This is a genomic window from Actinoplanes oryzae (assembly GCF_030757795.1).
GTDB lineage: Bacteria > Actinomycetota > Actinomycetes > Mycobacteriales > Micromonosporaceae > Actinoplanes.
Map to the genome: position 1 here is coordinate 1 of NZ_JAUQWH010000107.1, position 22,975 is coordinate 22,975.

Genomic DNA, 22,975 nt, shown 5'->3' on the forward strand with positions numbered 1-22,975 from the left:
GCGGTGCCGTCCGCCGAGCGCCTTCGGCGCCAGATGAGTGCCGCGCGGAGCCTTGGCGAGGTCGCTCGCCTGCTCACGCTTCCGAAAGAGTTCGTGGCTGAGTTGTCGCCGGAGGTGGTCGCCTCCGCGTTCCGCCGGGTCGCCGCTGAGGATCGGCTGGTCGCGGGCTGGCTCGATGCCCTGACCGCCTCCGGGCCGATCGGTGCGCTGACCGAGGAACTGGCGACGGCCCGGGCGGCGAACGCCGCACTCCAGAGCCGGGTCGATGAACTCGAGGAGTGGTGGACGGCCCTTGAGCAGAGCACCGATCCGGGCGCCGCAATTCGCTCCTCGGCCGAGTAGCCGAAAAATATGTATTGCTTCGAAATCGGCACCTAGCGCGGACGTGGGCGCGTCGATGCTGGCGGCTGCACGCCCTGGGAGTCTCGTTAAAGAAACTTTAAGGAACGCTTGCTCAGTGTCATGAACTGCTGCCACATCACTGTTCGTACGTCTCGGTACAAGCAGTACCGAGACGAAGAGGAGCCGTGCATGTATCGACGCGGAGTCGGCAGCCGGACGCGCAAGCTGGTGATCGGAGGTGCCGCCGCAGTGCTGCTCGGCTCGGCGCTCGCGGTCGGCACGGGGATGAGCCAGGCCGCCGAATAGGGCAGCGCCGGAAACATCAGCGCTTTGGTGCCGGCGCTGGGTTTCGGTCCGGGCGATCCGGGCGCGACGGCCGACCGTGTGGGCCCTACCGGGGTGAAGGTTCCCGGTCGTTGCCCGCCCACTCAGGCCCAGGTGAACGCGCAGGTGGCGCTCAAGAATGCGAGCCTTCCGGGTGGCACGGACCTCGAAAGCCGCATCCAGCGTTTCGAAAGGACCTTGTCGGCGATTCAAGACTTGAAATGCCCCGCATCGTCCACGACTTTGCTGGGCCGCTTGAACTCCTTGACCGCGCTGCGGGGAAACGCGAACCGCGATGACATCCTGCGTGGTCTGGGTGTGAACGAAACGCCGGCGGGATAGAGCCGTGCGGAATGCGGCGCCGCTCAACGCGGCAGCGAAAGAGGCGGCTCGCGGAGCGGCGCCGCGGACAACCGCAACCTGATCCATCGCACGGAACCGACGCGCCGGAGACCCTCGCACCACGGGGGTCTCCGGGTTTTCTGATCGGACGTGGACCCCGTGGCCGGGGTCAGAGTCTCGTAGGCGGCAGCCAGTCGCTGCCGGTCTGCCGTCATGTCCCACCGTCAAGGACCGAAATGAACGAAGGCCGCCCAGCTCAGCGGCGCCTCCGGGAACTTGTCGCGTAGGTCTCGGACCGCCTTGCCCAGAGCGGCTGCCGCCATGCTGGAGTCGGGGGTCCCGGCGTCCGTCAGGCCCGTGTAGAACGCGCGAGCCAGCCGTGCGGCCGGGGTGTCGCGGACCGGCCACAGCGCGGCGACGACGTGGCGGAAGCCGATCACTTGCATTGCCGCGGCCAGGTGCAGGGACTCGTCATGCAGGCGGGTGTCGCCGGTGGAGGTGCGGCAGGCGGACAGATAGGCGAGATCGGCTCCGTCCAGCCTCAGCGCAGCGAGGGCGCCGAGAGTGAGTGGCCGGTCCGGCCAGTCCCACAGCAGGAACGCGCTGCCGGTGGGGGAGGCGGGGTCCTGGCGTGCGTGGCAGGACAAGTGGACCCAGGAGTGCCGGGGCAGCTCGGATCGCACCGCCGCGTGGGTCGCCTGCGGCCCGATCAGCCGGAGGGAGCCGGGCACCCGGGCCGTGACCGCGTCGATCTCCCGGCGGACGCCAGGCAGCGGTGCGAGCTCCGGTGTCTCGGGCAGGGCCGCGACGAGTTGGCGGACCGGGGCGGCGGGAGCGCTGTCGCGGGCGCGTGACAGCGCTCGCAGCGTCGGTGTGTACGAGGGGACGACCCGGTCGAGGACGCTCTCCTGTGCCGTGCCGGCGGCGTGCAGGGGCAGGAACGCGAACGCACCGATCGGGCACCACCAGAGGCGGCGGGTGGGCGGCCCGGGCCCGAGGGCGGCCAGGACTCGCCGGGCCACAGTTGTCCACAGCCACCGCAGCGTCTCTCCGGCCTGTGCGTCGGTGACCCGCCGGCTCAGCATCGCCGAGGCACGCCGCAGGACCTCGGCATGCTCGATCCCGGTGAGCCGGACGACCCGGACCCGGCTCGTGCCGGGCTGGATCACCAGCGCGTGGCAGCCGAGCTTACTGGTGTTGACCAAGGCGACCGGCCCATCGGCGGCCACGTCGGCGAGTGTGGAGAAGGGCGGCGCCAGCAGGAAGTTCTCGAATCCGGGCAGGGTCCGTGCGTGGGTGACGGCGGCGTCCCACTCGCGCGCCCAGGCGAGCCGCCGCTCTCCGGCCTCGGCGGTGGTAGTGCGGTCGGTGGGTGCCAGTCTCGCCGCCGTGACCGACCAGGCGGCCGGGTGGTCCAGCCGCTCGCGGAGGCGCCCGAGCGCAGCGGCCGTTTCGGGATGACGGTCGGCCAGCTCGCTCAGGTCGGTTCGCAGCCCCAGCAGCTGCGACCACAGGAGCGAGCGGCCGAGCTCGGCGAGTTCGACGGCACGCTCCGGGCGGCCGGCGGCCACCAAGCAGGACACCGCCTGGGACACCAGGCCGGGCCAGCGGGCCAGACTGTCCTCCTGGGTGCGGCGGTCCAGGCCGTGCCACACCAGCAACGGCAGCAGCGTCACGGCGGCGTCGTAGCCGCGAGCGGCCTCCTGCCGGTCGCCCGCCTGCCAGGCCCACGAGCCCCACTGGTACGCGGCATCCAGTCGGACGGCCACCGCGGCCGCCTGGATGCCGCTCGCCCGGCGAACACTGTGGATGGCGCCGGCGATGTTGCCGCGAGCGTACTCGGCGCCGGCGCCGGCCAGCAGGTAGATCGCCTGGTCCGGGTGACCGTCCGGGATGGCGTCGACTGCCTCGCGGGCCAGCGCGGCGGCCTCGTCGAGGTCCTTGCGCCGGTGGTGACGCTCGTATCGTGCCTGGAGCATCCCGCTGAGGTTGGCCAGGCAGGCCGGGCGCATCGGGTGGTCCGGCGCCGCTCCGCGCAGCGCGCCGCGGCCGGCCCGCACCGCCGCGGCGAGGTCGGCCGAGTCCCGGGTGCGTTCGTACCGCGCGATCAGCGCGAGGCCGGCGTTGCACTGGAACAATGGGCGGTCCGGGTGGCCGGCCGGGGCGGCTCGGACCGCGGCGAGTCCGGCCGTGACGGCCTCGTGCATGTCCCGGAGCCGGCCGTTCAGCTCGAACCGCGCCTGCAACGTGTTGCCGAGGTTGGCGAGGTACGCCGCCCGGTACGGGTGGCGCGCGTGTGCGGCCGCGACGGCCCGGCGGCCGGTCCGGACCGCTTCGTCGATGTCGCGGCGCATCCCGAGCCGTTCGTAGCGCACCCGCAGGCTCAGCGACAGGTTGGCCAGGTAGTCGGACCGGCGCGGGTGGTCCTCCGGTACGCCCGCCACGCCCCGTCGTTCGGCGCGGATCGCCTCGTCGAGGTCGTGCTCGTCCCCGGTGGCCTCGAACCGGGCACGCAGCGCGAGGCCGAGGTTGGCGAGCACGATCGCGGCCGAGACGTGGTCGGCGGCGGTGTCGTGAACCGCCTGGCGCGCGACCTCGATCGCCTCCACCAGGTCGTCGCGGGTGCCGCGGCGCTCGTACCGGGACCAGAGCGCCGCGCTGAGGTTTCCCCGGTAGAGCGCAGCGTCGGGATGGCCGACCGGTGTCGCCGCCACCGCCTCGCGTCCGGCGCCGATTGCCCTGTCGAGGTCGGCCTGCCGATCCGTGTGGTCGTAACGAACCCTCGTGGCCAGGCCGAGGTTGGACAGATAGATCGGCCGGTCGGGATGCCCGGGCGCGGTCATGGCGAGGGCGTCGTGGAGCAGCTCGATCGCACGGTCCAGGTCGGCGCCGGAGAAGTCGCGATCGAACCGGTCGAGCAGCGTCAGGGCGAAGTTGGACAGGTACATCGGCCGGTCGGGGTCGTCCTCCGGCCCGCGTACGGCCTCCGCCCCGGCGCGTGCGGCTTCGTCGAGATCCGCGGAGCGGCCGCGCCACTCGTACCGGGTCCGCAGCACGGCTCCCAGGTCGGAGAGCCGGCCCGCCCGGTCAGGATCGCCGGCCACCGTCAGCTCGGCCGCACGGCGGGCGACCTTGATCGCCTCGGACAGCTGGCGTTGCGCGCCCGTCCACTCGAAACTGACCCGCAGCGCGAGTGCCAGATTGGTCAGCGCCATCGTCAGCTGCGGGCCCCCGGCGCGCACGGCCCGGCGTCCGACGGTCAGCGCGGCCTGCTGGTCCTCATCTCGGCCGTGCCGCTCGAACCGGGCACGCATCGCGTTGCCCAGGTTGGACAGGTACACCGCGGCCCCCGGGTCACGCCCCGCCGCGGTCCAGAAGTACTCGACCGCCCGGTCGAGGTCGGCGGCGTCGCCGGTCTGCTCGTACCGATCGTGCAGGGCCAGGCCGCGGGCGTTGGCCTCGGCAGCCCGCTCCCGCTCGGTGGCCATGATCAGACCCTTTCGGTGTACGCGGCCAGGTCCTCGAAGCCGCTGACGTCAAGCCCGGCCACCTCCGCGATCGGCCGCAGCCGACCGCTCTCGATGATCACGTCCGGTCTGCCGTTGCTGGTCGGACTGCTTGCTCTTGCCGGGGTCAGAAGGCTCGGGAGTATGCCTCCAGCTCCGCGAAGCGGGTGACGTCCAGCCAGTCGGTGCCGGTGGCGTTGACCGCGCAGCCGGCCACCTGAAGTCGCCCGACGATTTTGTTCAGGCTCTTGGCTGTGCCGTCGAAGCGGATCACGTTGCGCCCGGCCAGGTCGGAGAACGGCCGCAGACGCCCGATCTCGATGATCACCGTGCGCTCGGGCTGCCGGCCCAGAGCCATGCCGGCCTCGAACAGGACGTTCGGCCGGGCCTGCCCGGTCACCGCCGTCTCGTGCGGCGGCTCACCCGGCTGGCGCAGGCCGGTATGCAGGGACGCGCCGTCGTCCGGGGTCATCAGCACAACGGCGGCCTGATTGTGCTCGAAGGCTGTGTCGAGCACCTCACCCAGGTAGGGAAGGGGTTTGCCGGTGCGCTGTACGTGCTCCTCCCAGTCCAGGGGGTGGAGGTCAAGATCCTGAAGAAAGGACCAGACCGCCCGTCGGGCCGGCTCGTCGCGGCCGTGAATGACAAAGACGTGGCGACCGTCAGGCATGCGAGAAATCGTACCCAGCAACCGCATGCCGCAGGACTTGGACCGTGCTGCCGTCCTCGTTGTTCAAGGTCTGGCCCGGTAGGCGGTAAGTTCCTGGAACAGGCCGGGTTCCAGCCACTCCGTACCCGTGGTGTTCACCGGACAGCCCGCCAGCTTGAGCCGGTTGGCGATGATCTTCCGGCACCGGGGCGAGTCGTCGAGTGTGATCGGTTTGAAACCGCGCATGGACTGCGGAAGCCGCGCGGGTCCAGCCACCACGAGGACGATCCGGCCGGCGTAGACGCCCATCGCTAGTCCGGCCCGCAGCAGCACGTCGTGATCGGGTCGGAGAGACACCTCGCTGGTGCCGTCGACAGGCCGGCTGACCTCGTCCGGTGTGATCAGAATGACGGCGGTCTGCGCCAGCCGGAGCCCGGCGTAGATTTCGTCCATGGCGTTGGGTGTCGGCTCCCCGGTGGCATTGACACATTCTTCGTCCTCCACCGGACGCAGGCCCAGCGACCGGAGGAAGGCGTGCATGCGGTCCCGCGCTTGCGGGTTCGGCCCGCTGACGACCAGCACCCGGCGCCCCGCCTCTTTGCCGACCTTGACGATCGGGGTGCTGCTTCCGGCGGTTCCGGATGCCGATGCGCTCCGGGCCAGGTGATCGATCGTGCGGAAGTCCTCGGCGATCGGGCCGGTGGCCACGTCGGCTGCGGCACCGAGTGCGGCCCGCATGCCGGCCCGGGCGTGGTCGACCTCACGGAGCACCTCATCGACTGGGCTCTGGCTCGTACGGGCAGCCAGTGACCATCGGGCCCGGGCCGAGTGCATCAGGTACCGCGCCATTGGCGGCAGGTGCGGAGAGCCGTCGGACCAGGTCCAGGTGTCCAGTTCCCGGGCATAGCCGGCCGGGGCCAGGGCCATCAGGTCCCATCGCGGCGCCGGGCCGGCGCCGTGCGGCGCCCATATCGTGAAGCCGTCCGGCATCGACGTCCCTCGCTCCCACCAGCCGTCCACCGCTGCCACGGGCAACTGCGGTGCAAGCTCGCGCGCCAGCTCCGGGTTCGGCTTGGCGGGGTGCCCTCGCACGACGGCCTGGAAGATCCGGGCGGCGCTCAGGAACGTCGGATCGTCGCCTGCGACCGTGGCCCAGTGCCGTTCGAGATCCGCCCAGGCCGTCGGCCCGGACGTATCGTTGCCGGGCGAGAGCACCACGGAAAGGTTCAGGACGTCGCCCAGGCGGCGGACGACCGCCTGGTGGACCGCGTCGGGCCGTTGCTGCGCGGCGATCACGCGCTCCGAGGCGGGCGGCAACTGTCCGATCTCCCGCGGCAGGGACCGGGGGATCTCGTGCTCCGCGGGGACCGGCGAGTCCATCCCCAGCAGCTGGCGGCAGAGCAGCCAGATCCGCTGGATCCGTTGGTAGTCCGCCTCGGCCGACGGGCCGCTCAGCGGCACGAAGGTGTGGACCACGAGTTCCCGGTCAAGAGGGGGAGGCAGCGTTCTCACCGCCCCGCGGGGCCAGAGTGCCGAGGAATCGGCTCAGTCGATCGGCACGGGCGACGGCAGAAGCCGGAGCCGGCGCCTGCGGCTGGGCGCCGATCCGCCCCGCGCGGACCGGGCCGAGCTGTCCGAGTTCCTCGATCGCGCCGGCGAAGCCCGGCCCGTCGGAAGTCTCCGCCGACTCCTCAGCCACCTCGAGGGCTCGCTCCACCGACTGCCACCGCAGCTCACCCATCTCCCACCCGCGCAGCTGGTCGAGCAGCCGCAGCGCTTCCTCGATCAAGCCTGCGGGGATCGTGGCGCTGTCCGTGGTGGCGAGCCAGAGCCAGGCCGTCCGGCGGAAGGTCTTGACCTCGACGAGCACCTGCTGGAACTCCGCGGCGGCCAGCCCGGGCCAGCCCTCGCCGATCACGTCCTGATAGAGCCGTTCCGAGACCAGCGCCGCGAGGGAGACGGCGGGATGGTCGGTCACTGCCCGCCGCAGCGCGTCGCTGTCGAGCAACCGGCCGATCTCGATGATGGTGTCGCCGGCGTAGCCGATGGCCCCGAGTGCGAAGGGGCCCACGGACACCGAGAGCCGCATCCGCAACCGGTCCCGGTGAATCTCGTTGTCCGCCTCCAGCCGGTCCCGCCAGGCATGCAGCAGCCGGGGTAACGCCAGGTGCAGCTCCACCGTCGTGGGCAGAACAACCATCATGCCGTCGCCGGTGTCCTGCCGGTCGGTGTCCTCCAGACGGACACCGGCGTCGCCGAGAACCTGGCCGACCAGCGCCGCCACCCGGCGCTGCAGGTCGATCTTCAACGGAGCCGGCCGACTGCTGTAGCCGACCACGTCGATGCCGAAAGCCATTCGGGTCTCGACCGTCTCGCCGAGGTTCCGCTTGACGGCGGGCTCCGGCGCCGCCATCAGGGATGAGTGGGCGGGCGGGTGCGGAAGGGGCGGCCACAGCCCGCTGTCCCGGGCTATCCCGCGGACCCGCTCGGCCTCTTGCCGGGTGATCTCCAGGATCTCGGCGTCGTCCGCCAGCTGCTGCTCCAGCCATTCGCCGAGCCTGGCGTCGGAGGCCAGCGGTTCGTCGAGGACGGAGCGCATGTTGTGCAGAGCGATGCCGACCGTACGCCGCATCAACCGCAAGTCGCTGAGGGTGCCGGTGAGCTGGACCTCGTCGGCGGCCAGCGTGGCCATGTCCGTCGCGCGGCCGGCGTGCCGCGCCGGATCCTCGAGGTTCGCGGTGACCTGTTGCACGCTCGCCATGACGCGCTTCCGCAGCGCTGCGAGCTGTTGTCCGTCACCGCGGATGCGGGCCTGATAACGCAGCTTGGCGGCGTGCATCAGGTAGCGGCCCAGCGGGGGCATGGCGACATCACCCGCACTCCAGGTGAACGTGCTCAGCACAGCGTCGTGGTCCCGGTCCGCCAGCACCACCAGCCGTCGCCTCGCGCGGTCACCACCCGCCGTCGCCTCCCAGAGGGTCAGGCCCTGCTCGGTCCGCCGGAACCGCCGCCACCAGCTGACCGCATCGTCGGGCTCGCGGGGCAGCAACGCCCAGACATCCGCTCCCCAGGCGTCGACGTCCGTGCCGGCGGGCGACGTCTTCGCCTGAAAGATCAGCGCCACGCCGAGCAGGGCGTCAGTGCCTCCGGCGCTGAGCCGCCCCCACCACCGGGCGAACTCGCTCCAGCCTGGCGGCGCGGCGGATCCGATCCGCACCCGCCGTGCGGGCGGCGCGAGCGGCGTGGCGAAGACGAGAGACAGGTTGAGCACGTCATGCTCCTGCCGCACAATCGCCTGGTAGTTGATCGCTGCATCCTGCCTGCCGGCCAGTGTCCGGTCCGGCCCGGCGGCCGGAGGGGCGCCCGGCAGCTCGACCGGCAGGTCGACACCGGAAATCGGCTCGGTCATCGTCAGCTCGTCGCCGCAGCGCTGCCACAGCGCCTCGAGCTGCCGGTAAGCGGCATCCGCCGCCGGCCCCTCCATCGGCGCGAAGACGTGGACGACGAACTCCTGCTCAGGAAGTACGCTTCCCGCCACCGCCACCCTCTTTCCCCGACTGCCCCCGGGCGTCGCTCCCGGCCGGCTTCGCTCCGGCGCGAAGCTCGTTCAACATGGTGTTACGACGGTCGAGGACCGGCTCGGGAATCCCGTGCGTCTCGGCGGTGCCGATCCGCAGGGCCCGCACCGGACCGCTCAGCTCGAGGTCGGCGACTGCCGCCTGGATGGCTTCGGCGTCACGCGCTCCCAACGCCCGCGAGAGACGGTCGATGATGCTCAGCACTCGCTCCCACCTGGCCTCGGCGAGCATCCACTCCGCCAGGTCCTCGAGCACGTCGACCGCGTCAGCGATCGTCTCTTCGTCGAGGTCGCGTCCCGGGGGCATGTGGTCGATGTCACGAGCGTCCATTCGCGCCAGTGTAGCCAGCCGCATACCCAGCCGAAGTCACCTGAACAGGGCAGCCGTTCCGGCTCGAGAACGGTGTGGCGCAGACCTGCGCAGCCGGAACGTCCCTTACAGCGAGTCGAGGAACGCCTGTAGCTCCAGCCGGTCCAGCTCCTCGAACTGCTCGCGCGGCACCATGATCCGCAGCTCGCGGCTGACCATCTCGACCCGCGAGGCGGCCACGAAAGAGAGGAGGATCAGCCGGAGCAGCCCGCCGCGGTCCAGCGTGTCGACCCGGGCCAGCGCGGCCCCGACCACCGGCATCGCTGTCGTCCCCCGCTGCCCGCGCCCGCTCACCTGAGGCCAGAGCCGGCTCAGGCTGTGCCACAGCACGTCACCGGAGGACCGCGCGACCAGGTCGGCGGTCATCGAGCTGTACGCCAGGCAGAAGTATGACCGGGCGGGGGTGCCGAGCACCGCGACCGTGCCGGCCGGGAAGCGGCGCCGCTTGCCGTGCGGCTTCTCGGCGCGGGGTATCGCCACGACGCCGGGCACCCCGGCGAGAGCCGCGTCCAGGTCTCGGTCCAGCTGGTCACGATCGTCCTGGTAGATGTGGTGCAAGAATTGGGCCTGCACACTGCTCCGGTTGATGATCCGGTCGTCGGTGCAGTCGGTGTCGAACACGTCGGTGAAGCCGATCACCAGGTGCGCGTCCTGCTGGTCGAAAAGGTCACCGGGCGCGATCGTGATGCGGCAGTCCGGCTGGCGCAGGTCGCGGTGCACGCTGCCACCCGGCCGGGCCCGAAGCAGTCCGAAGGCGATCGACCCGATGGCTACCACCGCGGTGACCAGCGGCGCGTGACCGGGAAAGGCCGGCTTGTCCCACACCGCCTGATAAGACTGGAGCAAGAGTGCCACCACGCCGAAGGCGGCGAAGGCCTGGGTGGTCGACCGCCGCAGACCACGGCGTGTCCCAGCCCATCGCATCCGGCAATCCTGACCGACCCACGATCTCAGGGCAACAGGGTGGGTCCGGAAGCAGGCCATCGGTGTAGCGTCGGGCTCACCACCGCGGCAACATCACCGGTCGTCCGGCTCCGGTGCTGTTGAGCCGGTGAACGGCTCGTCGGCTGTGGCGTCCGGCCAGGCGGTGACCACCCACGGCCCGTGCACGTACGCAGGCCGCTTCCGCGCCCAGCGCCGCTGCACCGCGGCCAGTGCGGCGGACGGGGAAACGCCTCCGGCCAGCAACGCGTGGTAGTCGCCCATCAGCTTCGGCGCGGTGACATCGTTCACCGGCCACAGCGGTGCGGTGACCACCCCGGCGCCGGCCAGCAGGAACGCCGTCGCGGCGCTGAACGCTTCATCGGGCAGCGCCGCCCCTGTCAGGGCAGCATCGCAGGCGCTGAGCACGATGTGGCCACGCCGGCGTCCAGCGCCCGGACGCAGCCCGACCCGGATCGGCGGCCGTACCCGCAGCACCGTCTCCTGAGGGCTGTCCACGTCCACGTCGCAATGGCAAGCGAGGTGCGCCAGATCGGCGTCGAGCAGGCTGTCCAGTGCGGCATCGCCGCTCAGCCCGGTCGTCTCGTCGACACGTGGGTTCACTCCGAGATGCCGGCGGGCCACCTCGACGGCCTCTCGGGCGACCGCCGGGATCGGACGGCCCGCCGGTCCGGTGTCCGCCCACACCTTCACCCGGAATGCCCTCCCCGGAGCCCTCACCGGGACCTGGCCGGAGACACCGGCCCGGATCAGCAGGATCGGATCGAAGCCGCCCAGCGCCGCGCTCCCACCGGGCCGGCCACACGTCGTGACGGGCAGCCAGGCGAGGCGGCCGAGCGGCAGCACCGCGAGCCGGGACACCTCGGCCAGGAGCGGCAGTAGCGGCGTGACCAGCGCGTTCAGTGTCCACTCGGCGAATCGGTCCGCCGCTTTGCAGCGGATCCCGGCCGGGTCGGGGGCGTCCTCGGCCCGGTGCAGCTCCTGCCGGAACACGGTGGCCTCCTCGGCCATCGCCTCCTCGTTCACCAGCGGCAGTTCCGCGACATCGACGGTCTTGTCCGGGCCGACCAGCACCGCGACCCCACCGGCGAGGGTGCTGCCGAGCAGCAGGACGTGGCGGTTCATCCGGGCCGCTGAGGCTCCGATGCTGTCGAAGGTGACCGTTTCGGCGCGGATGCCGACAGCCTCGGCGATCAGGGTCGCGGATGCCTGCTCCAGATGAACGGCGGCTGCCCTGGGGTCACCGGCTCGCACCGCGGCCAGAGCCGCCAGCGCGCCGAGGCCCTGCACCCCGGAGCGGGCCCGCTCCTTGTCGGCGTGCAGCGGGCGCAACCCGGTCAGCTCCCCGGCGGCCTCGAGCGCGGCCGCGAAGGACTGCTGGGCCTCCGGCCACATCTTTGCCAGCCAGGTGATGCTGCCAAGCCGCCGGCCGGCGACCACCGCCAGATGCGGGTAGCCGGCGCCGAGCACCTCGTCGAACAGGTCGGCCGCGCGTTGCAGCGTCTCCATGTCGGTGTCGCCGCGGGACCGGTGCAGGTCGAACCGGTCGTGCAGGCGGGCACCGAGGTTGAACGCGATCGTCGCCGCCAGCGAGCCCTCGATGTCGTCCTCGGCCCGCCCGGCCGCGGCCAGCGCCCGTTCGAGCAGATCGATGGCCCGTGACAGCACCTCTTCGTCGCGGTCGAGCTCGTAGCGCTCGGATTCCCAATTCGCCCAGTTGTTCAGATACAGCGCCCGGTCCGGGGAACCGTCGGCGGTGGCGGCCACGGCGAGATCGGCGTGCCGTAACGCGGTGTCCAAATCTTCCGAGCTCTGGCGGTGGTGGGCCCGGGCCGCGTGCAGGCGCCCGGCGGTGTCGTGGCGGGCGGCGAGGTCCGCGCTGTCCGGGGCGGTCAAGGCGACGGCCTGCTCCGCCAGGTCGATCGCACGGTCCAGATCTGCCGGTACGGTGTCGCGTTCGTAGCGGGCCAGCAGGTTGTTGGCCTGGTTGTTGGCGATCGCCGGGGCCATGTCCGGGTCCGGGCCGGTTGCCAGGAGGCGGTCCAGCAGGGCGATCGCCTCGTCCAGGTCGGTGCTGTCACCGAACAGGTCGTACCGCTCTGCCAGCAGCGTGGCGAGGTTGGTGGCGTACTCGCCGTCCCGCCAGTGGTCCACGGTAGCGTCCAGCGCCTCCCGTGCGTCCTCGACGGCGGCGGTGAACCCGTCCCGATCATTGCCCAGGCGCGCGGCGGTGGATCGCGTCGTGGACCGGATCGAGAGTGCGAGCGCCCGGTCCGATGCGGTGCCGGCCGCGCGCACCGCCGCCTCGGCGGCCTCCGTCGCCCCCGTGAGAGCGGCCGGTTCCCCGGTCCACTCGTACCGGGTGTGCAGCACCGACGCGAGCAACCGGTGCAGTGTCATCCGTACCGTCGCGGTGGCCGGACGTTCGGACGCGATCCCGGCCCGGGTCAGCATCTCGGCCTGATCCAGCAGGTCCCGGTCGGAGCTCTCCTCCGCGGCCGTGGCGAGCAGGCCTGCGACGTTGACCACCTCGGGGCCGGCATCCCCCGGATCCAGACCTTCGGTGAGCGCACGCAGCGCGGCGCGCAACCGGTCCCGGTCGCCGCTGCGCCGCCACAGTTGCAGGTGGATCCCGGCGAGCGCCGAGTTCGCCACCGGACGTCGCGGGTCGTCGGTGGCCGCCGCCGCTAGCTCCTGTTCGAGCAGCTCACGGGCGCGCTCGGTGTGGTCGGGCTCGCCGTGCACCAGGGAGCGGGTGGCGAGCCGGCCGGCCAGGTTGGCGGTCACCTCGAGGCGCGCGCCGGGCGCGGACGCCCGCCAGACCCGCTCGCCGATCGCGCAGGCCTCCCGCAGGTCGGCCAGGTTGTCGTCGCGCCGGTAGCGGTCCATCAGGTCGACACCGAGGTTCGTGGACAGGTCGAGGCGGATCCACTCCGGCACGTCACGGTGCAGCCCGGCCAGCGCCTCCCGCCTGACCACGATCGCGCGGTCCAGTTCTCCGTCCCGGGCGAACGACTCTGCCAGCTCGTTGATCTCCCGGGCCCATGACTCGCTTCCGGCGGCCTCGCCGTCAGGCACCACATGCTCCTGCCGTAGTCAGTCGGTGACAATGGACGGATGGCTGACGAAGGTGACCTGCTGACCGCCGTTGGTGACCGGATCCGCGCCTTCCTGGTGAAGCGGAACACCGGTGCGGTCACCTCCGACTCGGCCCTGGCCGACGTGCGAGCCGTCCGCCAAGCCATCGAGGAGGACCGTTTCGATCGAGCCGGAACCCTCCGGGCCAAGTATCTCGTGGCGGTGCTGCACTGGTCGCGTTACGCCGTGCTCCCGCCGGGCCGACGGGAGCTCGAGTACCTCACAGCGAAGCATTTCTTCGAGGAAATCGCCCCTTTTTCGCCCGAACGGGTGCCACCGTTGCTCCGGCCCGTCGTCCTGCCTTCACCGGCCGTCGGCGAAACCGGCGATCCCGCCGATGCCGATGAGCGGCTCGCGGCGCTGACCGAACTCGGCGCGGCTCTCATCGTCCGCTACCAGCATCAAGGGAATCCTGCTGACGCGGAAGAGGCCGTACGCGCCTGCCGTTCCGCGGTGGCGCTCGCCCGCGCGACCGGCGACCCGCAGACTCCGGTCCTGGTCGCCAACCTCGGCGCGGCCCTGGTGCTCCAGAACCCCACCGACCTTGCCGGGGTGGACGAGGCCATTGCCATGATCGACAGGGAGCTGCCCGGTGCAGACGTCCGGGGCTCCGGCCACCTGCTGGCGAAGCTGGCCGTCGCCCTCGACCACCGCTTCGTGCTGACCCGCGACCACCGCGACTTGAACCGGGCGGCGCAGGTCGCCCGGCGCCGCGCCGACCTGCTGCCTGCCGCCGGAGCATCCCGCGCCGAGGCTCTGGCCCGGCTGGCGATGCTGCTCGGAAACCTCTTCGAGGCTACCGGCGCGCCCGCGGAGCTCACCGCCGCCGTGACGGCGGCCCGGGACGCCGTCACGGCGCGTCATCCCGACCGATTACGGTGGGCCGGGCATCTCAGCAACCTGGCTCACCTGCTGCGGATCCGGTACGAGCACTACCGGTCCCGGGCCGACCTCGACGAAGCGATCGCCCTGGAGACCCGGGCTCTCGAAGCCGCCCCCGACCACCCCAAGGCCGTCGCGCTGTGGTCCAATCACAGTGCCTCCCTGCGCGAACGCTTCCGCCAGGCCCGCAACGGCGCCGACCTGAACGCGGCCGTCGACGCGGGCCGTCGGGGACTCGACGGTGGCTTCCACGTCCCGTGCGCCGTCCACCTCGGCTGCGCCCTGCTGGACCGGCACCTCCACACAAAATCTCCCGACGACCTGGACGAGGCGGTCGCCACGCTCCAGCAGGCCGCCGCGTCACTCGAACCCGGTCACCGGTTCTTCGGACCCGCCTCGGTCAACCTCGGCATTGCCATGCACGTACGCTTCGAGAGCACCGGGGATCTGAACGACCTCGACGTGGCCGTCCGGGCGAACCGGGCCGGGTACGCCGCATCGCTTCCAGACGACCCGGCCCGCGCACAGGACGCGATCGGGCTCGCCCAGTCGCTGCGTACCCGCTTCGAGACGACCGGCGACGTCGACGACGCCTCCGCAGCCATCGTGCTGTTCCGGGAGGCCGCGGAGTCGGCGGTCGCGCCCGCGCAGGTTCGCCTGGACGCGGCTCGCGCCTGGACGCGGCTCGCGCCTGGGCCGGCCTCGAGACGGATCTGCATGCCGGCGGTTCCGGTGCGCTCCGGGCGTACCGGATGGCTGTTGATCTGTTGCCCCTGGTCGCCTGGCCGGGCCTGCCGGCGGCCGAGCGGGAGAGTCTGCTGATCGCCGGCGCCGGCCTGGCCGACGAGGCGGCGGCCGCCGCAATCGAGGCCGGTCGGCCCGCCGAGGCGGTGGAACTTGTCGAGGCCGGGCGGGCCGTGCTGTGGGGGCAGTGGCTTGCTACCCGCAACGACCTGTCCGCGGTGGCCGCCGTGTCGCCCGAGCTGGCGACTCGGCTGCAGGAGTCGCGCGAAATCCTCGACGGCGCACCGACGACGGTGACCGGTGAACGGGCGTCGGGGGACCGGCGGATGGCCGCGGCGCAGCAGTGGGAGTCGGCGGTGGCCGAGGCGCGCCGGCTGCCGGGGCTGGCTGGGTTTCTCCGGCTGCCGTCGTTCGAGCAGCTTCGGGAGCGGCTGCCGGACGGCACCACGGTGATCGTCACGGTCAGCCGGCGCCGCTGCGACGCGCTGCTGGTCAGCCCGGCCGGGGTACGGGTCGTCCGACTCCCGGACCTGACTTTCGACGACGCCTACGACCGAACCAACGACCTGGTACGCGCCCACGAGACTGCCGACGGAGGGGGAGAGCCGGCCGCCTACGACACCGCGATCACCGGCATGCTGGCCTGGCTCTGGACGGCAGTGGTGGCGCCGGTGCTCGCCGAGATCCGCCCGGGGCCCGGCCACCGCGTCTGGTGGTGCCCCACCGGCCCGCTCACCCTGCTGCCGCTGCACGCCGCGACGACCCCGGACGGCCGGGAGTCCGCCATGGACCGGGTGGTCTCGTCCTACACGCCGACCGTGCGGGCCCTCGCCGAGTCGGACGGGCCGGAGACCGGCGTTCCGGCCGACAAGATTCTCGCCGTGATCCAGCGGGACACACCCGGGATGGTGCCGCTGCCGAACGCCGTCCGCGAACGGGACACCTTGCGGGAGCTGACCGGTGGCCGGCTCACCGAACTCGACGGCGAACAAGCCACCCGGGCGGCCGTCGCCGCGCGGGTCGCCGACCATCGGGTCGCGCACTTCAGCTGTCACGGGCTGCAGGACGTCCGCGATCCCAGCCGCAGCGGACTGGCCCTGCACGACGGCTTCCTCACCGTCGCGGACCTGCGGGCCGGGGCGCCGGCGCTGCGCGGCGACTTCGCATTCCTGTCCGCGTGCCGAACGGCGGCCGGCGGCGTACGGCTGCTGGACGAAGCCTTGACCGTTGCTGCCGCCCTGCACCACATCGGCTACCGGCGTGTGGTGGGCACCCTGTGGTCGGTGCCGGACCGTCGGGCCGCCGAAGTCGGTGCCGGGATCTACCGCCGCATCCTGGTGGGTGGACGGCTGGACGCCGGGGCGTCGGCTGTGGCCTTGCACGAGACGGTGCACGCGCAGCGGCGTCGGTTCCCGCACAATCCGAGTCTCTGGGCGTCCTTCCTGCACATCGGCCGGTGACGGGGGCGACCGCCGGGTGCGGGTCAGCTCGGGTCCGAGCAGCTGAAGGCCGGTCCACGAAGGCCGGAAGCGGCCGCCGACGTCAGCTGCGGGTCCGGACCAGAGCCTCGGGGTCGACGATGACGATCCGGCGGTATCCGGTGCCCACCAGGCCCGCTCGACGGAAGGCGGCGAGAGCGCGTTGCACGGTCGGCAGCCCTGCACCGATCATGCTGGCCAGCTCGTCCTGGGTGAGCGGCACTCCGAGTTCGATCCCGTCGGGTGTCGGGCACCCGCAGATCTCGGCGAGATCGGTGAGCAGACGGGCCAGCCGGACCTCGGCGGAGTAGGCGGCAGCGTCCGCTCGCCGGCGGTTGGACCAGGTCAGGCGTTTGCCGAGCGCCCTGGTCACCTCGATCGCGGCGGCGCTGTGGTCGGCGACGAAGTGCTGGAACGCCGGCCCGGCGATGGTGATCAGCGAGACGGGCCCGCTCGCCTGCACGGTGGCGCTCCGGCGGTTCCCGCTCAGCGCGGCCAGCTCGCCCACCACGTCGCCCGGGCCGCGCACCGCCATCAGCACCTTGTGCCCGTCCTCGGTCAGCATGGACACCTTGCAGTAACCGTCGGTGATCAGCTCGACCCTGGTCCCCTCGTCGCCCTCGACGAGGATGAGATCGCCGTTGTCGACGGTCCGGGGCCGGCCGAGCGAGAGCAAGGCGCCGGCGGCGGTCGGACTGAGGGCGGCGAGCAGGCTTCCCGGAGTCCACCCTCGGGCGGGGCGCGGCGGGGGCGGCACGTCCGGAGCCTACACATCGGGCTTGCTGCGGAGGTCGTCCAGCAGGCCCTGGGCTTCCAGCGCGTAGTGACTGTCCGGTGAGAACGTCTGGCAGCGCTGGTGGTACGCCACCTGGGCGGCCCTCACCGCCTCGTCCGGGCTCCACCGGCCGACGCACCGGGCGGCGGTCAGCATCGGCCGGGCCGGGTCGAAGAGGTGGGCGTTGCCGTACATGGCATAGACCCGGCGGGCCAAGCCGGCGGCGTCCTCGTAGTCGCCGGTCGAGGCGAGAGCCTCGGCGTGCAGCACCCTCGGCGGCGGCAGGTTGTCGGAGGGCAGCACGTCGGCGTCGACCAGCGGCAGCACCGACTCCAGCGCCTCCGCCGCCGCGGCCGGGTCGGTTCTGCCCCGTGCGAGCAGGACCTCGACCCGGATCAGCTCGGCGGTCATCGTCGACACCTGGTCGATACCGGCGCGGCGCAGTTCCACCTCGGCGTCGATGAGCTTGATCGCCTCGTCGAGATCGGTCCGCGGATCATGGTCGGGCAGTCCGGCGTACCCGCCGAACCAGGCCCGGTCGCGCAATGCCCAGGCGAGGTCGGCCCGGGCCGGGCCGTCGGGCCGGCGCTCGACCTCCTCCCGGCAGAGCGCCACGGCTTGATCGAGATCATCGGGGCGGCCGCAGCGCCGGGTCTGGCGCAGGCATCGCTCGCGAATGCGTTGGGCGACGCGGGAATCGGATGGCTCCGCCCGGTCGGCGCGGGCTCTCAGCTCGTTCCAGGAGATTGTCGACTCGAGCGCCGACCGGGACTCGTCGCGCTGTATTTCCCACCGGTATTCGATGTCGAGGGTGATGCCGTGGTCGGCGCCCAATTTGTTCCGCGCCTCGGTCAGCAGTGTGCGGAATTCCTCGGGACGGCCGCCGACTCCGATCAACGTGTGCAGCCGCCCGCTGATGCGTCCGGCGTGGTCGCCGTCGTTTCCCATACGTGGAAGCACGGTCACCGGTCCGTCAACTCGAGGACCCGGATCGCCTCGCGTAGCAGGGCGACCGCCTCCTGTCGCTCGAAGGGATCCGCGACGTGCCGGATCACCCGGTCGATCGCGGTGGCGAGCTCCTGCTGCGGCGGGACCGAACGCAGCTTCGGCCGGTAGCGGGCGCGTAATTCGTGCAGGACGCCCTCGATGCTGCAGCCAGGTGGGGTTATCCGCAGCCGGATCCCTTCGCGGAGCAGCGCCACCGCGTCCAGGGTCAGGAGCTCGTCACGCCGGACGATCAGGAGATCCTCGATGGCGCAGATCGGGGGCGCGAAGTCGTGGGCGGCGGCCAGGTGCGGCTGGCGGCCGGCCCAATCGAGCAGGACCCGGACCAGACTTTCCGCGATCATGGACCGGCTCAGGTCGTCCATGTTGTCGAGCTGGTGCATCCAGCCGGAGCGATGCGGGAAAAAGCTCCATACTTTGGTCTCGTCGACCAGCAACTCGGTCTTGTTCTCGCGATTGAGCTGGTCGACGAGATCACGGGCCGGGCCGGTGGTATCGGCGTACGCGTCGCGCAGCGCCCGGCGAGTGCGGGTGTTCGCGAGATCGAAGAAGGTCGTGCGAGAGCCACCGGCACCATCGACGATCTCCTGCCAGGACAGCGCCTTCCCCGGCGTGGCGGCGAGCAGGCCGTCAACCGCCTGGTAGTAGCTGTCTCTGGTGGTCCAGTGCCGGGACGCGTACGGCTCTGCGCCGTAGAGATTACGACGCCAGACGACCGCGACCGTCTCGCGCAACTCCTCCAGAACGGACGACAAGGATCACCTCGGTTGGTGTGAACAGGTGCCGGTATCGGCGTCGTCCAGCCGGAACGATGCCGACACCTTGGCACATGGCCCGCTCGGTCGATCCCATCGAAAGAGGGAATGTGTACAAACTTTCGAGGGGGCACTGGAGAAACGGCGTAATCATTCCGGATCACCGCCCGTGATGGCGGAATGCGGCCCACGCCGCCACGTCCGACAACTCGTTCGGGTTTTCGAGGTCATCGAGCAGGTGCGGTACGAGTCCCGGTGCCGGCCTTTGTGGATCAAGCATCCACAGTTGTGCGGCTCGCAGCGCATCGGCCGGTGACAGGCGCTCCTCCAGCATGAAGACGTGGAACATGATCATCAGATACATGGTGGCCCGGTCGTCGACGGCCCACCGGGAGCCGACCACGCCGACCGCACCGGCTGCCAGGAACGCCGTCGACAGGGTGAGAGTCTCGTCCGTGAGGTCGGGGGTGAGGTCGCTCTTGCAACTGGCGAGCACCACGAGGCCGCCGGGCACGTCGGGCCTGCGCCCGTACGCCTGACCGAGAATGACCGACACCGGCAGCGACTCGCCGGCCAGCTCCAGGCGGGAGTCGCCGGGCCGGGCGCCGACCCGGCCGTGACAGCTCAGGTGCAGCATCGATGCGCCCAAACGGTCCGTCCCGGGCAGCTGAGCCAGGACCTCCCGGGCCGTACCGGTCACCTGTGCGGCGTCCGGATAGATCTCGGCCAGCAGATACCCCACCTCCTGGGCGGACCAGGGCAGGTCGCCGGTGGGATCGGCCAGGACGGCGGGCGCCGCGGCGACCGGCATCGGCAGCCGGCCCGCGACGTCCACCAGCTGCCGCGCCGAAGCGGCGTACGAGAACACCGCCTCTTCGCAGGCGTAGCGCTGTCCGTCCGTGGCCGGCCGACGGGCGGCGTGCCACGGGACCTCGCCGAGCGCACCGACCGGCACCAGGACCAGACGAGCGGGATGGTCCAGCCGCCAGGCCGAGACCAGCGTGAACAGCGGCTCCACAGCGGCGGTCCACGCCCACTCGCAGAGCCGGCCGAGATCGCCGGGCGCGCGTCGGGGCACGGTCGCCGTCGCCTCCCGCAGCACGGCCGAGCCGCCGTCCGCCGCCGTGGGCGGCGGCTCGCTCAGGCCGGCGACATGCTCGGCGGTCACCGACCCGTCAGCCCGGATCACCACGATCAGCCCGGCGGCGAGGTAAATCAGTGCGTCCGCGCCGACCTCGCGAACCGCGGCACCGACCGCTGCCGGGTCCGGCGCCTCCAGCAGCGCGTTCTCGGTGCCGGCCAGGGCGACCAGCACCCGGCGACGCAGGTCCGAGGGCGCCTCCCCGCCCAGAACCGGATGTCCCAGCTCGGTCAGCTCACCAAGGGTGAACCCACCGAAATCGGCGACCCGCCCGTGCGGATGCCCGGTCCACTCCTGGGCGAGATCGGCGTGCCCAGCCGCGGTGAGCAGCTCTGGCACCCGCCCGGCGGACATCGCCGCGTGCAGCGCCAGCCCGCGGCCCAGCTCCAGCGCCTGCGCCGCCAACTCCGGCCGTGGCTCGCGCGGATCCAGGCACCGGCGCGCCACCTGGCACGACTCCTCCGCCGCGCCCCGGGCCACGGTCAGCGCATCGGTGCCGTCGTTCTGCAGCAGCACATCGCTGACCCGAGCCCGCAGCCCGGCCAGCCCCGTCCGTACGGCGCGCTCCAGATCGCCGTCCTCCCCGCGTTTCCCGTAGGCGTCGGCGAGCCGGTGCAGCACTGTGCCGGCCACCGCGCTGCCGGGCCGGTCTCCGATCAGCCTCCGGGCGTGCTCCAGGTCGGCGATGGCGGCATCGAGATCCGCCGCCCGCTCGGAGCGCTCGTGCAAGGCCAGCCGAGCGAGCGCCCGGGTGGCGTACACGCCGGTTCGCTGGACCGCCCCGAACACCTCCGCACCGACCGCCTCATCGAGTCGTTCCCCGGCGGCGGCCAGAGCTGCCTCGTCGTCGTCGAGCAGACCCCGGACAAGCAGCGCTACGCCCCCCAGGGCCCGCAGTGTCGGCTCGCCGGACGGCTCCACCGCGGTGCCGGCCGCGGCCGCCGCGGTCTGGTCGGCTGCGGCCCGGAGTCCGTCCAGGTCACCGGCGGCCATCGCCTGCGCCAGGCCGGCCAGGCCGAGTGCCGCTTCGATGCGGGACCGCCACGCGAAATCGGCCGGCAGCTCCCGCAGGGCATCGCGGAGTTCGCCGGTCGCCGCAGCGAGTTCCTCCGGCGTGCCGTGCCGCACGGCTGTGGCGGTGCGGCCGAGCGCGTTCAGAGCAACGATCGGCGAGATGTCACCGAGCAGGGTGCCCGTCTCCCGGTGCAGGTCGGCGATGTGCGCGGCTTTGCGCATCCAGCCACGCGCGGCGGCCCCGTCCTCCAACACGCCCCCGGCCAGACCCCGGTCGTTGAGCAGAGCACCCAGCATGCCCACGATGCTCGGCGCGAGCGGGTCGGCGGCCGGGACGTCGTCCAGCGCCCTCAGGAGGTCCCGGGCCGCCAGCAGCAGATCGTCGGCGGTGTCGTCGCGGTGCCCCCGCAGGGTCCACGCCATGGCCCGGAGAAAGAGGTCCTTGCCCCGGACGACCGGATCATCGCCGGGCAGCGCAAGTACCCGGTCGGCCAGGTCGATCGCGCCGTCGACGGCGACGGGATCACCGCGCAGCGCGGCGTCGGTCAGCACCGCGCCGGCCAGCCGTCGAAGTGCCTCCGGATAAAGGTCATCGTGGGGTGCCAGGTCGTCCAGCGCCAGCGTGAACTGGCGAACGGCATCGACGTGCTCGTCCGGCGAGCCGTGGCGAATGTGCGACAGGCCGAGCTGTTGGCGCACGAACGCCTTGATCTCCCCGGGAGGCAGGTCGACGGCCATCCGCTCGAGGTCTTTGACATGCTCCGGGGACAGGTCGTCGGCCAGCACGCCCAGCAGCAACGAGGCCGGGTCGCGCAGCGGGTCGGCGGCGGTCATGGTCGTGGTGAGCTCACCGAGCAGCGCGATCAGCTCGGTGGGGGACACCTGGTCGTCATTCATGGACATCTGCATCACGAGCAGCGAGGTCAGCATGGTGCGTGACACGGTGGCGAGCTCGGGATACTGCGTCGGCCCTTCGACCACCGACCGCAGATGGGCGACGGCCGCGGCCAGGTCGGTCCGGGCCTGCGGTCCGGTGTCCGGCTGCACGCCGGTCAAGGCTCCCAGCGCGGCGAGCGACGGCGGCTGCGTGGGCAGTTCGGGAAGGGGCATCACGCGCAGCATCAGCAGCAGGCCGAGGCCGATACGGGAGACTTCGGACTCGCCCGCGGCGAGCCCACCGGCTGTCAGTGACTCCTCGAACAGCCGGATCGCCCGGTCGCGGTCCTCGATGTCGCGGTCGCCGCCCGGCCGTAGGTGCCGCACCAGCAACAGCCTGCCCAGCCTGTGAGCGGCGGGCGCGCGGTCGGCGCGGCCTGCGTCGTCGTACCCGGCGGACGCCTGCGCGATGGCCTTGTCCAGGGCGGCGGGATCGATCGGGGCGGAGTCGGTCATCGGTCGCTCCTGGTGGGGTCCGGGCCGGCTGGCGGCTCGTGGGCGAGGAGGCGGACCTCCCCGGAGAGGTCGGCGCCGAGCCTGATCCGGTCGCCGTCACCGAGTTCGCGCTCGTGGCCCGGCACGAGGCGCTCCGCCCGGTGGAGCGTCCAGTTCGTCGAGTACTCGTCGCGGATCGACGCCCGGCCGTCACTGTCGAGCGAGAGGCTGGCGTGCCGGCGTGAGACGTTCGGGAACCGGCTCAGATAGGCGGCGTGCGGGGAGAGCTCGGGGTCGCGGCCCAGCACCGTGCGTTCGCCGCGGCGGAGGGTGATCACGTACTGGTCCGGCTGGAACATGATCCGCATCGCGATGGTGGCCCGCGCGAGCGAGGCCAGGCAGCGGGTGCAGCGGTCGGCCGACGCCTCGACCGCCGCCCCGCATTCGCGACAGGTGACCGTCGCCGGCGGATCCGCGCTCACCGGCGGGCGTGGCTCGTCCATCGGCAGGCTGCGGGTGGTGGTCGGCTCACCCGCCGAGGGGGGCGGTGGGTCCATCGTGATGAGCCGGCCCCCGTCGATACGGCAGACCGTGTCGGAATCGGCCGCTCGGTGGCCACA

General features: G+C 72.0%; 16 protein-coding genes. 4 read left to right on the forward strand and 12 right to left on the reverse strand.

Annotated features, from left to right (window positions below; all coding sequences use genetic code 11):
• Together RBH18_RS28780 and RBH18_RS28785 are read left to right on the forward strand one after the other, a co-directional pair.
• Nucleotides 1-342 (forward strand): hypothetical protein (locus tag RBH18_RS28780; protein WP_306213472.1); only part of this gene is annotated, 342 nt, incomplete at its 5' end.
• Nucleotides 343-672: 330 nt separating this feature from the next.
• Nucleotides 673-1,008 carry a hypothetical protein gene (locus RBH18_RS28785; protein ID WP_306213474.1) on the forward strand — a complete coding sequence of 112 codons (336 nt, stop codon included), beginning with the start codon at nt 673-675 and terminating at the stop codon, nt 1,006-1,008.
• A 224-nt stretch (nt 1,009-1,232) separates the two neighbouring features.
• Here RBH18_RS28785 and RBH18_RS28790 read toward each other — a convergent pair whose 3' ends face one another.
• From RBH18_RS28790 to RBH18_RS28820, 7 genes are all read right to left on the reverse strand, one after another.
• A complete protein-coding gene (locus RBH18_RS28790; RefSeq protein ID WP_306213476.1) occupies nt 1,233-4,496 on the reverse strand; it encodes a CHAT domain-containing protein in 3,264 nt (1,087 codons plus the stop codon).
• A gap of 145 nt (nt 4,497-4,641) precedes the next feature.
• Complete coding sequence (locus tag RBH18_RS28795) at nt 4,642-5,184, reverse strand: nucleotide-binding protein (RefSeq protein ID WP_306213478.1); 543 nt, start codon at nt 5,182-5,184, stop codon at nt 4,642-4,644.
• Between the two features lie 63 nt (nt 5,185-5,247).
• Nucleotides 5,248-6,675 (reverse strand): CATRA conflict system CASPASE/TPR repeat-associated protein, encoded by a 1,428-nt coding sequence (locus tag RBH18_RS28800; RefSeq protein WP_306213480.1) that lies wholly within the window; start codon nt 6,673-6,675, stop codon nt 5,248-5,250.
• On the reverse strand, nt 6,650-8,701 hold the full coding sequence (locus tag RBH18_RS28805; RefSeq protein ID WP_306213482.1) for a CATRA conflict system CASPASE/TPR repeat-associated protein: 2,052 nt from the start codon (nt 8,699-8,701) through the stop codon (nt 6,650-6,652). The genes RBH18_RS28800 and RBH18_RS28805 overlap by 26 nt, the downstream gene beginning before the upstream one ends.
• Nucleotides 8,679-9,071 carry a CATRA system-associated protein gene (locus RBH18_RS28810; RefSeq protein ID WP_306213484.1) on the reverse strand — a complete coding sequence of 131 codons (393 nt, stop codon included), beginning with the start codon at nt 9,069-9,071 and terminating at the stop codon, nt 8,679-8,681. The genes RBH18_RS28805 and RBH18_RS28810 overlap by 23 nt, the downstream gene beginning before the upstream one ends.
• A gap of 105 nt (nt 9,072-9,176) precedes the next feature.
• The gene (locus RBH18_RS28815; RefSeq protein WP_306213486.1) at nt 9,177-10,034 is read right to left on the reverse strand and encodes a macro domain-containing protein; all 858 of its coding nucleotides are present in this window, start codon (nt 10,032-10,034) and stop codon (nt 9,177-9,179) included.
• A 93-nt stretch (nt 10,035-10,127) separates the two neighbouring features.
• A complete protein-coding gene (locus RBH18_RS28820) occupies nt 10,128-13,130 on the reverse strand; it encodes a CHAT domain-containing protein (RefSeq protein WP_306213487.1) in 3,003 nt (1,000 codons plus the stop codon).
• A 39-nt stretch (nt 13,131-13,169) separates the two neighbouring features.
• Between RBH18_RS28820 and RBH18_RS28825 the strand changes: the two genes are divergently transcribed.
• Both RBH18_RS28825 and RBH18_RS28830 read left to right on the forward strand, forming a co-directional pair.
• The gene (locus RBH18_RS28825; RefSeq protein WP_306213489.1) at nt 13,170-14,894 is read left to right on the forward strand and encodes a tetratricopeptide repeat protein; all 1,725 of its coding nucleotides are present in this window, start codon (nt 13,170-13,172) and stop codon (nt 14,892-14,894) included.
• Nucleotides 14,825-16,276, forward strand: a complete 1,452-nt coding sequence (locus RBH18_RS28830) for a CHAT domain-containing protein (protein ID WP_306213491.1) — start codon at nt 14,825-14,827, stop codon at nt 16,274-16,276. Before RBH18_RS28825 ends, RBH18_RS28830 begins: the two co-directional genes overlap by 70 nt.
• Nucleotides 16,277-16,358: 82 nt before the next feature.
• Here RBH18_RS28830 and RBH18_RS28835 read toward each other — a convergent pair whose 3' ends face one another.
• The 5 genes from RBH18_RS28835 to RBH18_RS28855 all read right to left on the reverse strand — a co-directional run bounded on the left by RBH18_RS28835 (nt 16,359) and on the right by RBH18_RS28855 (nt 22,912).
• Complete coding sequence (locus RBH18_RS28835; protein ID WP_306213493.1) at nt 16,359-17,051, reverse strand: Crp/Fnr family transcriptional regulator; 693 nt, start codon at nt 17,049-17,051, stop codon at nt 16,359-16,361.
• A gap of 9 nt (nt 17,052-17,060) precedes the next feature.
• The gene (locus RBH18_RS28840; RefSeq protein WP_306213495.1) at nt 17,061-18,017 is read right to left on the reverse strand and encodes a tetratricopeptide repeat protein; all 957 of its coding nucleotides are present in this window, start codon (nt 18,015-18,017) and stop codon (nt 17,061-17,063) included.
• Between the two features lie 14 nt (nt 18,018-18,031).
• Nucleotides 18,032-18,808: a hypothetical protein gene (locus RBH18_RS28845; RefSeq protein WP_306213497.1), complete on the reverse strand. Its 777-nt coding sequence runs from the start codon at nt 18,806-18,808 to the stop codon at nt 18,032-18,034.
• Nucleotides 18,809-18,989: 181 nt separating this feature from the next.
• On the reverse strand, nt 18,990-22,376 hold the full coding sequence (locus RBH18_RS28850; protein ID WP_306213499.1) for a CHAT domain-containing protein: 3,387 nt from the start codon (nt 22,374-22,376) through the stop codon (nt 18,990-18,992).
• A complete protein-coding gene (locus RBH18_RS28855) occupies nt 22,373-22,912 on the reverse strand; it encodes an FHA domain-containing protein (RefSeq protein ID WP_306213500.1) in 540 nt (179 codons plus the stop codon). Before RBH18_RS28855 ends, RBH18_RS28850 begins: the two co-directional genes overlap by 4 nt.
• Nucleotides 22,913-22,975 lie beyond the last annotated feature (63 nt).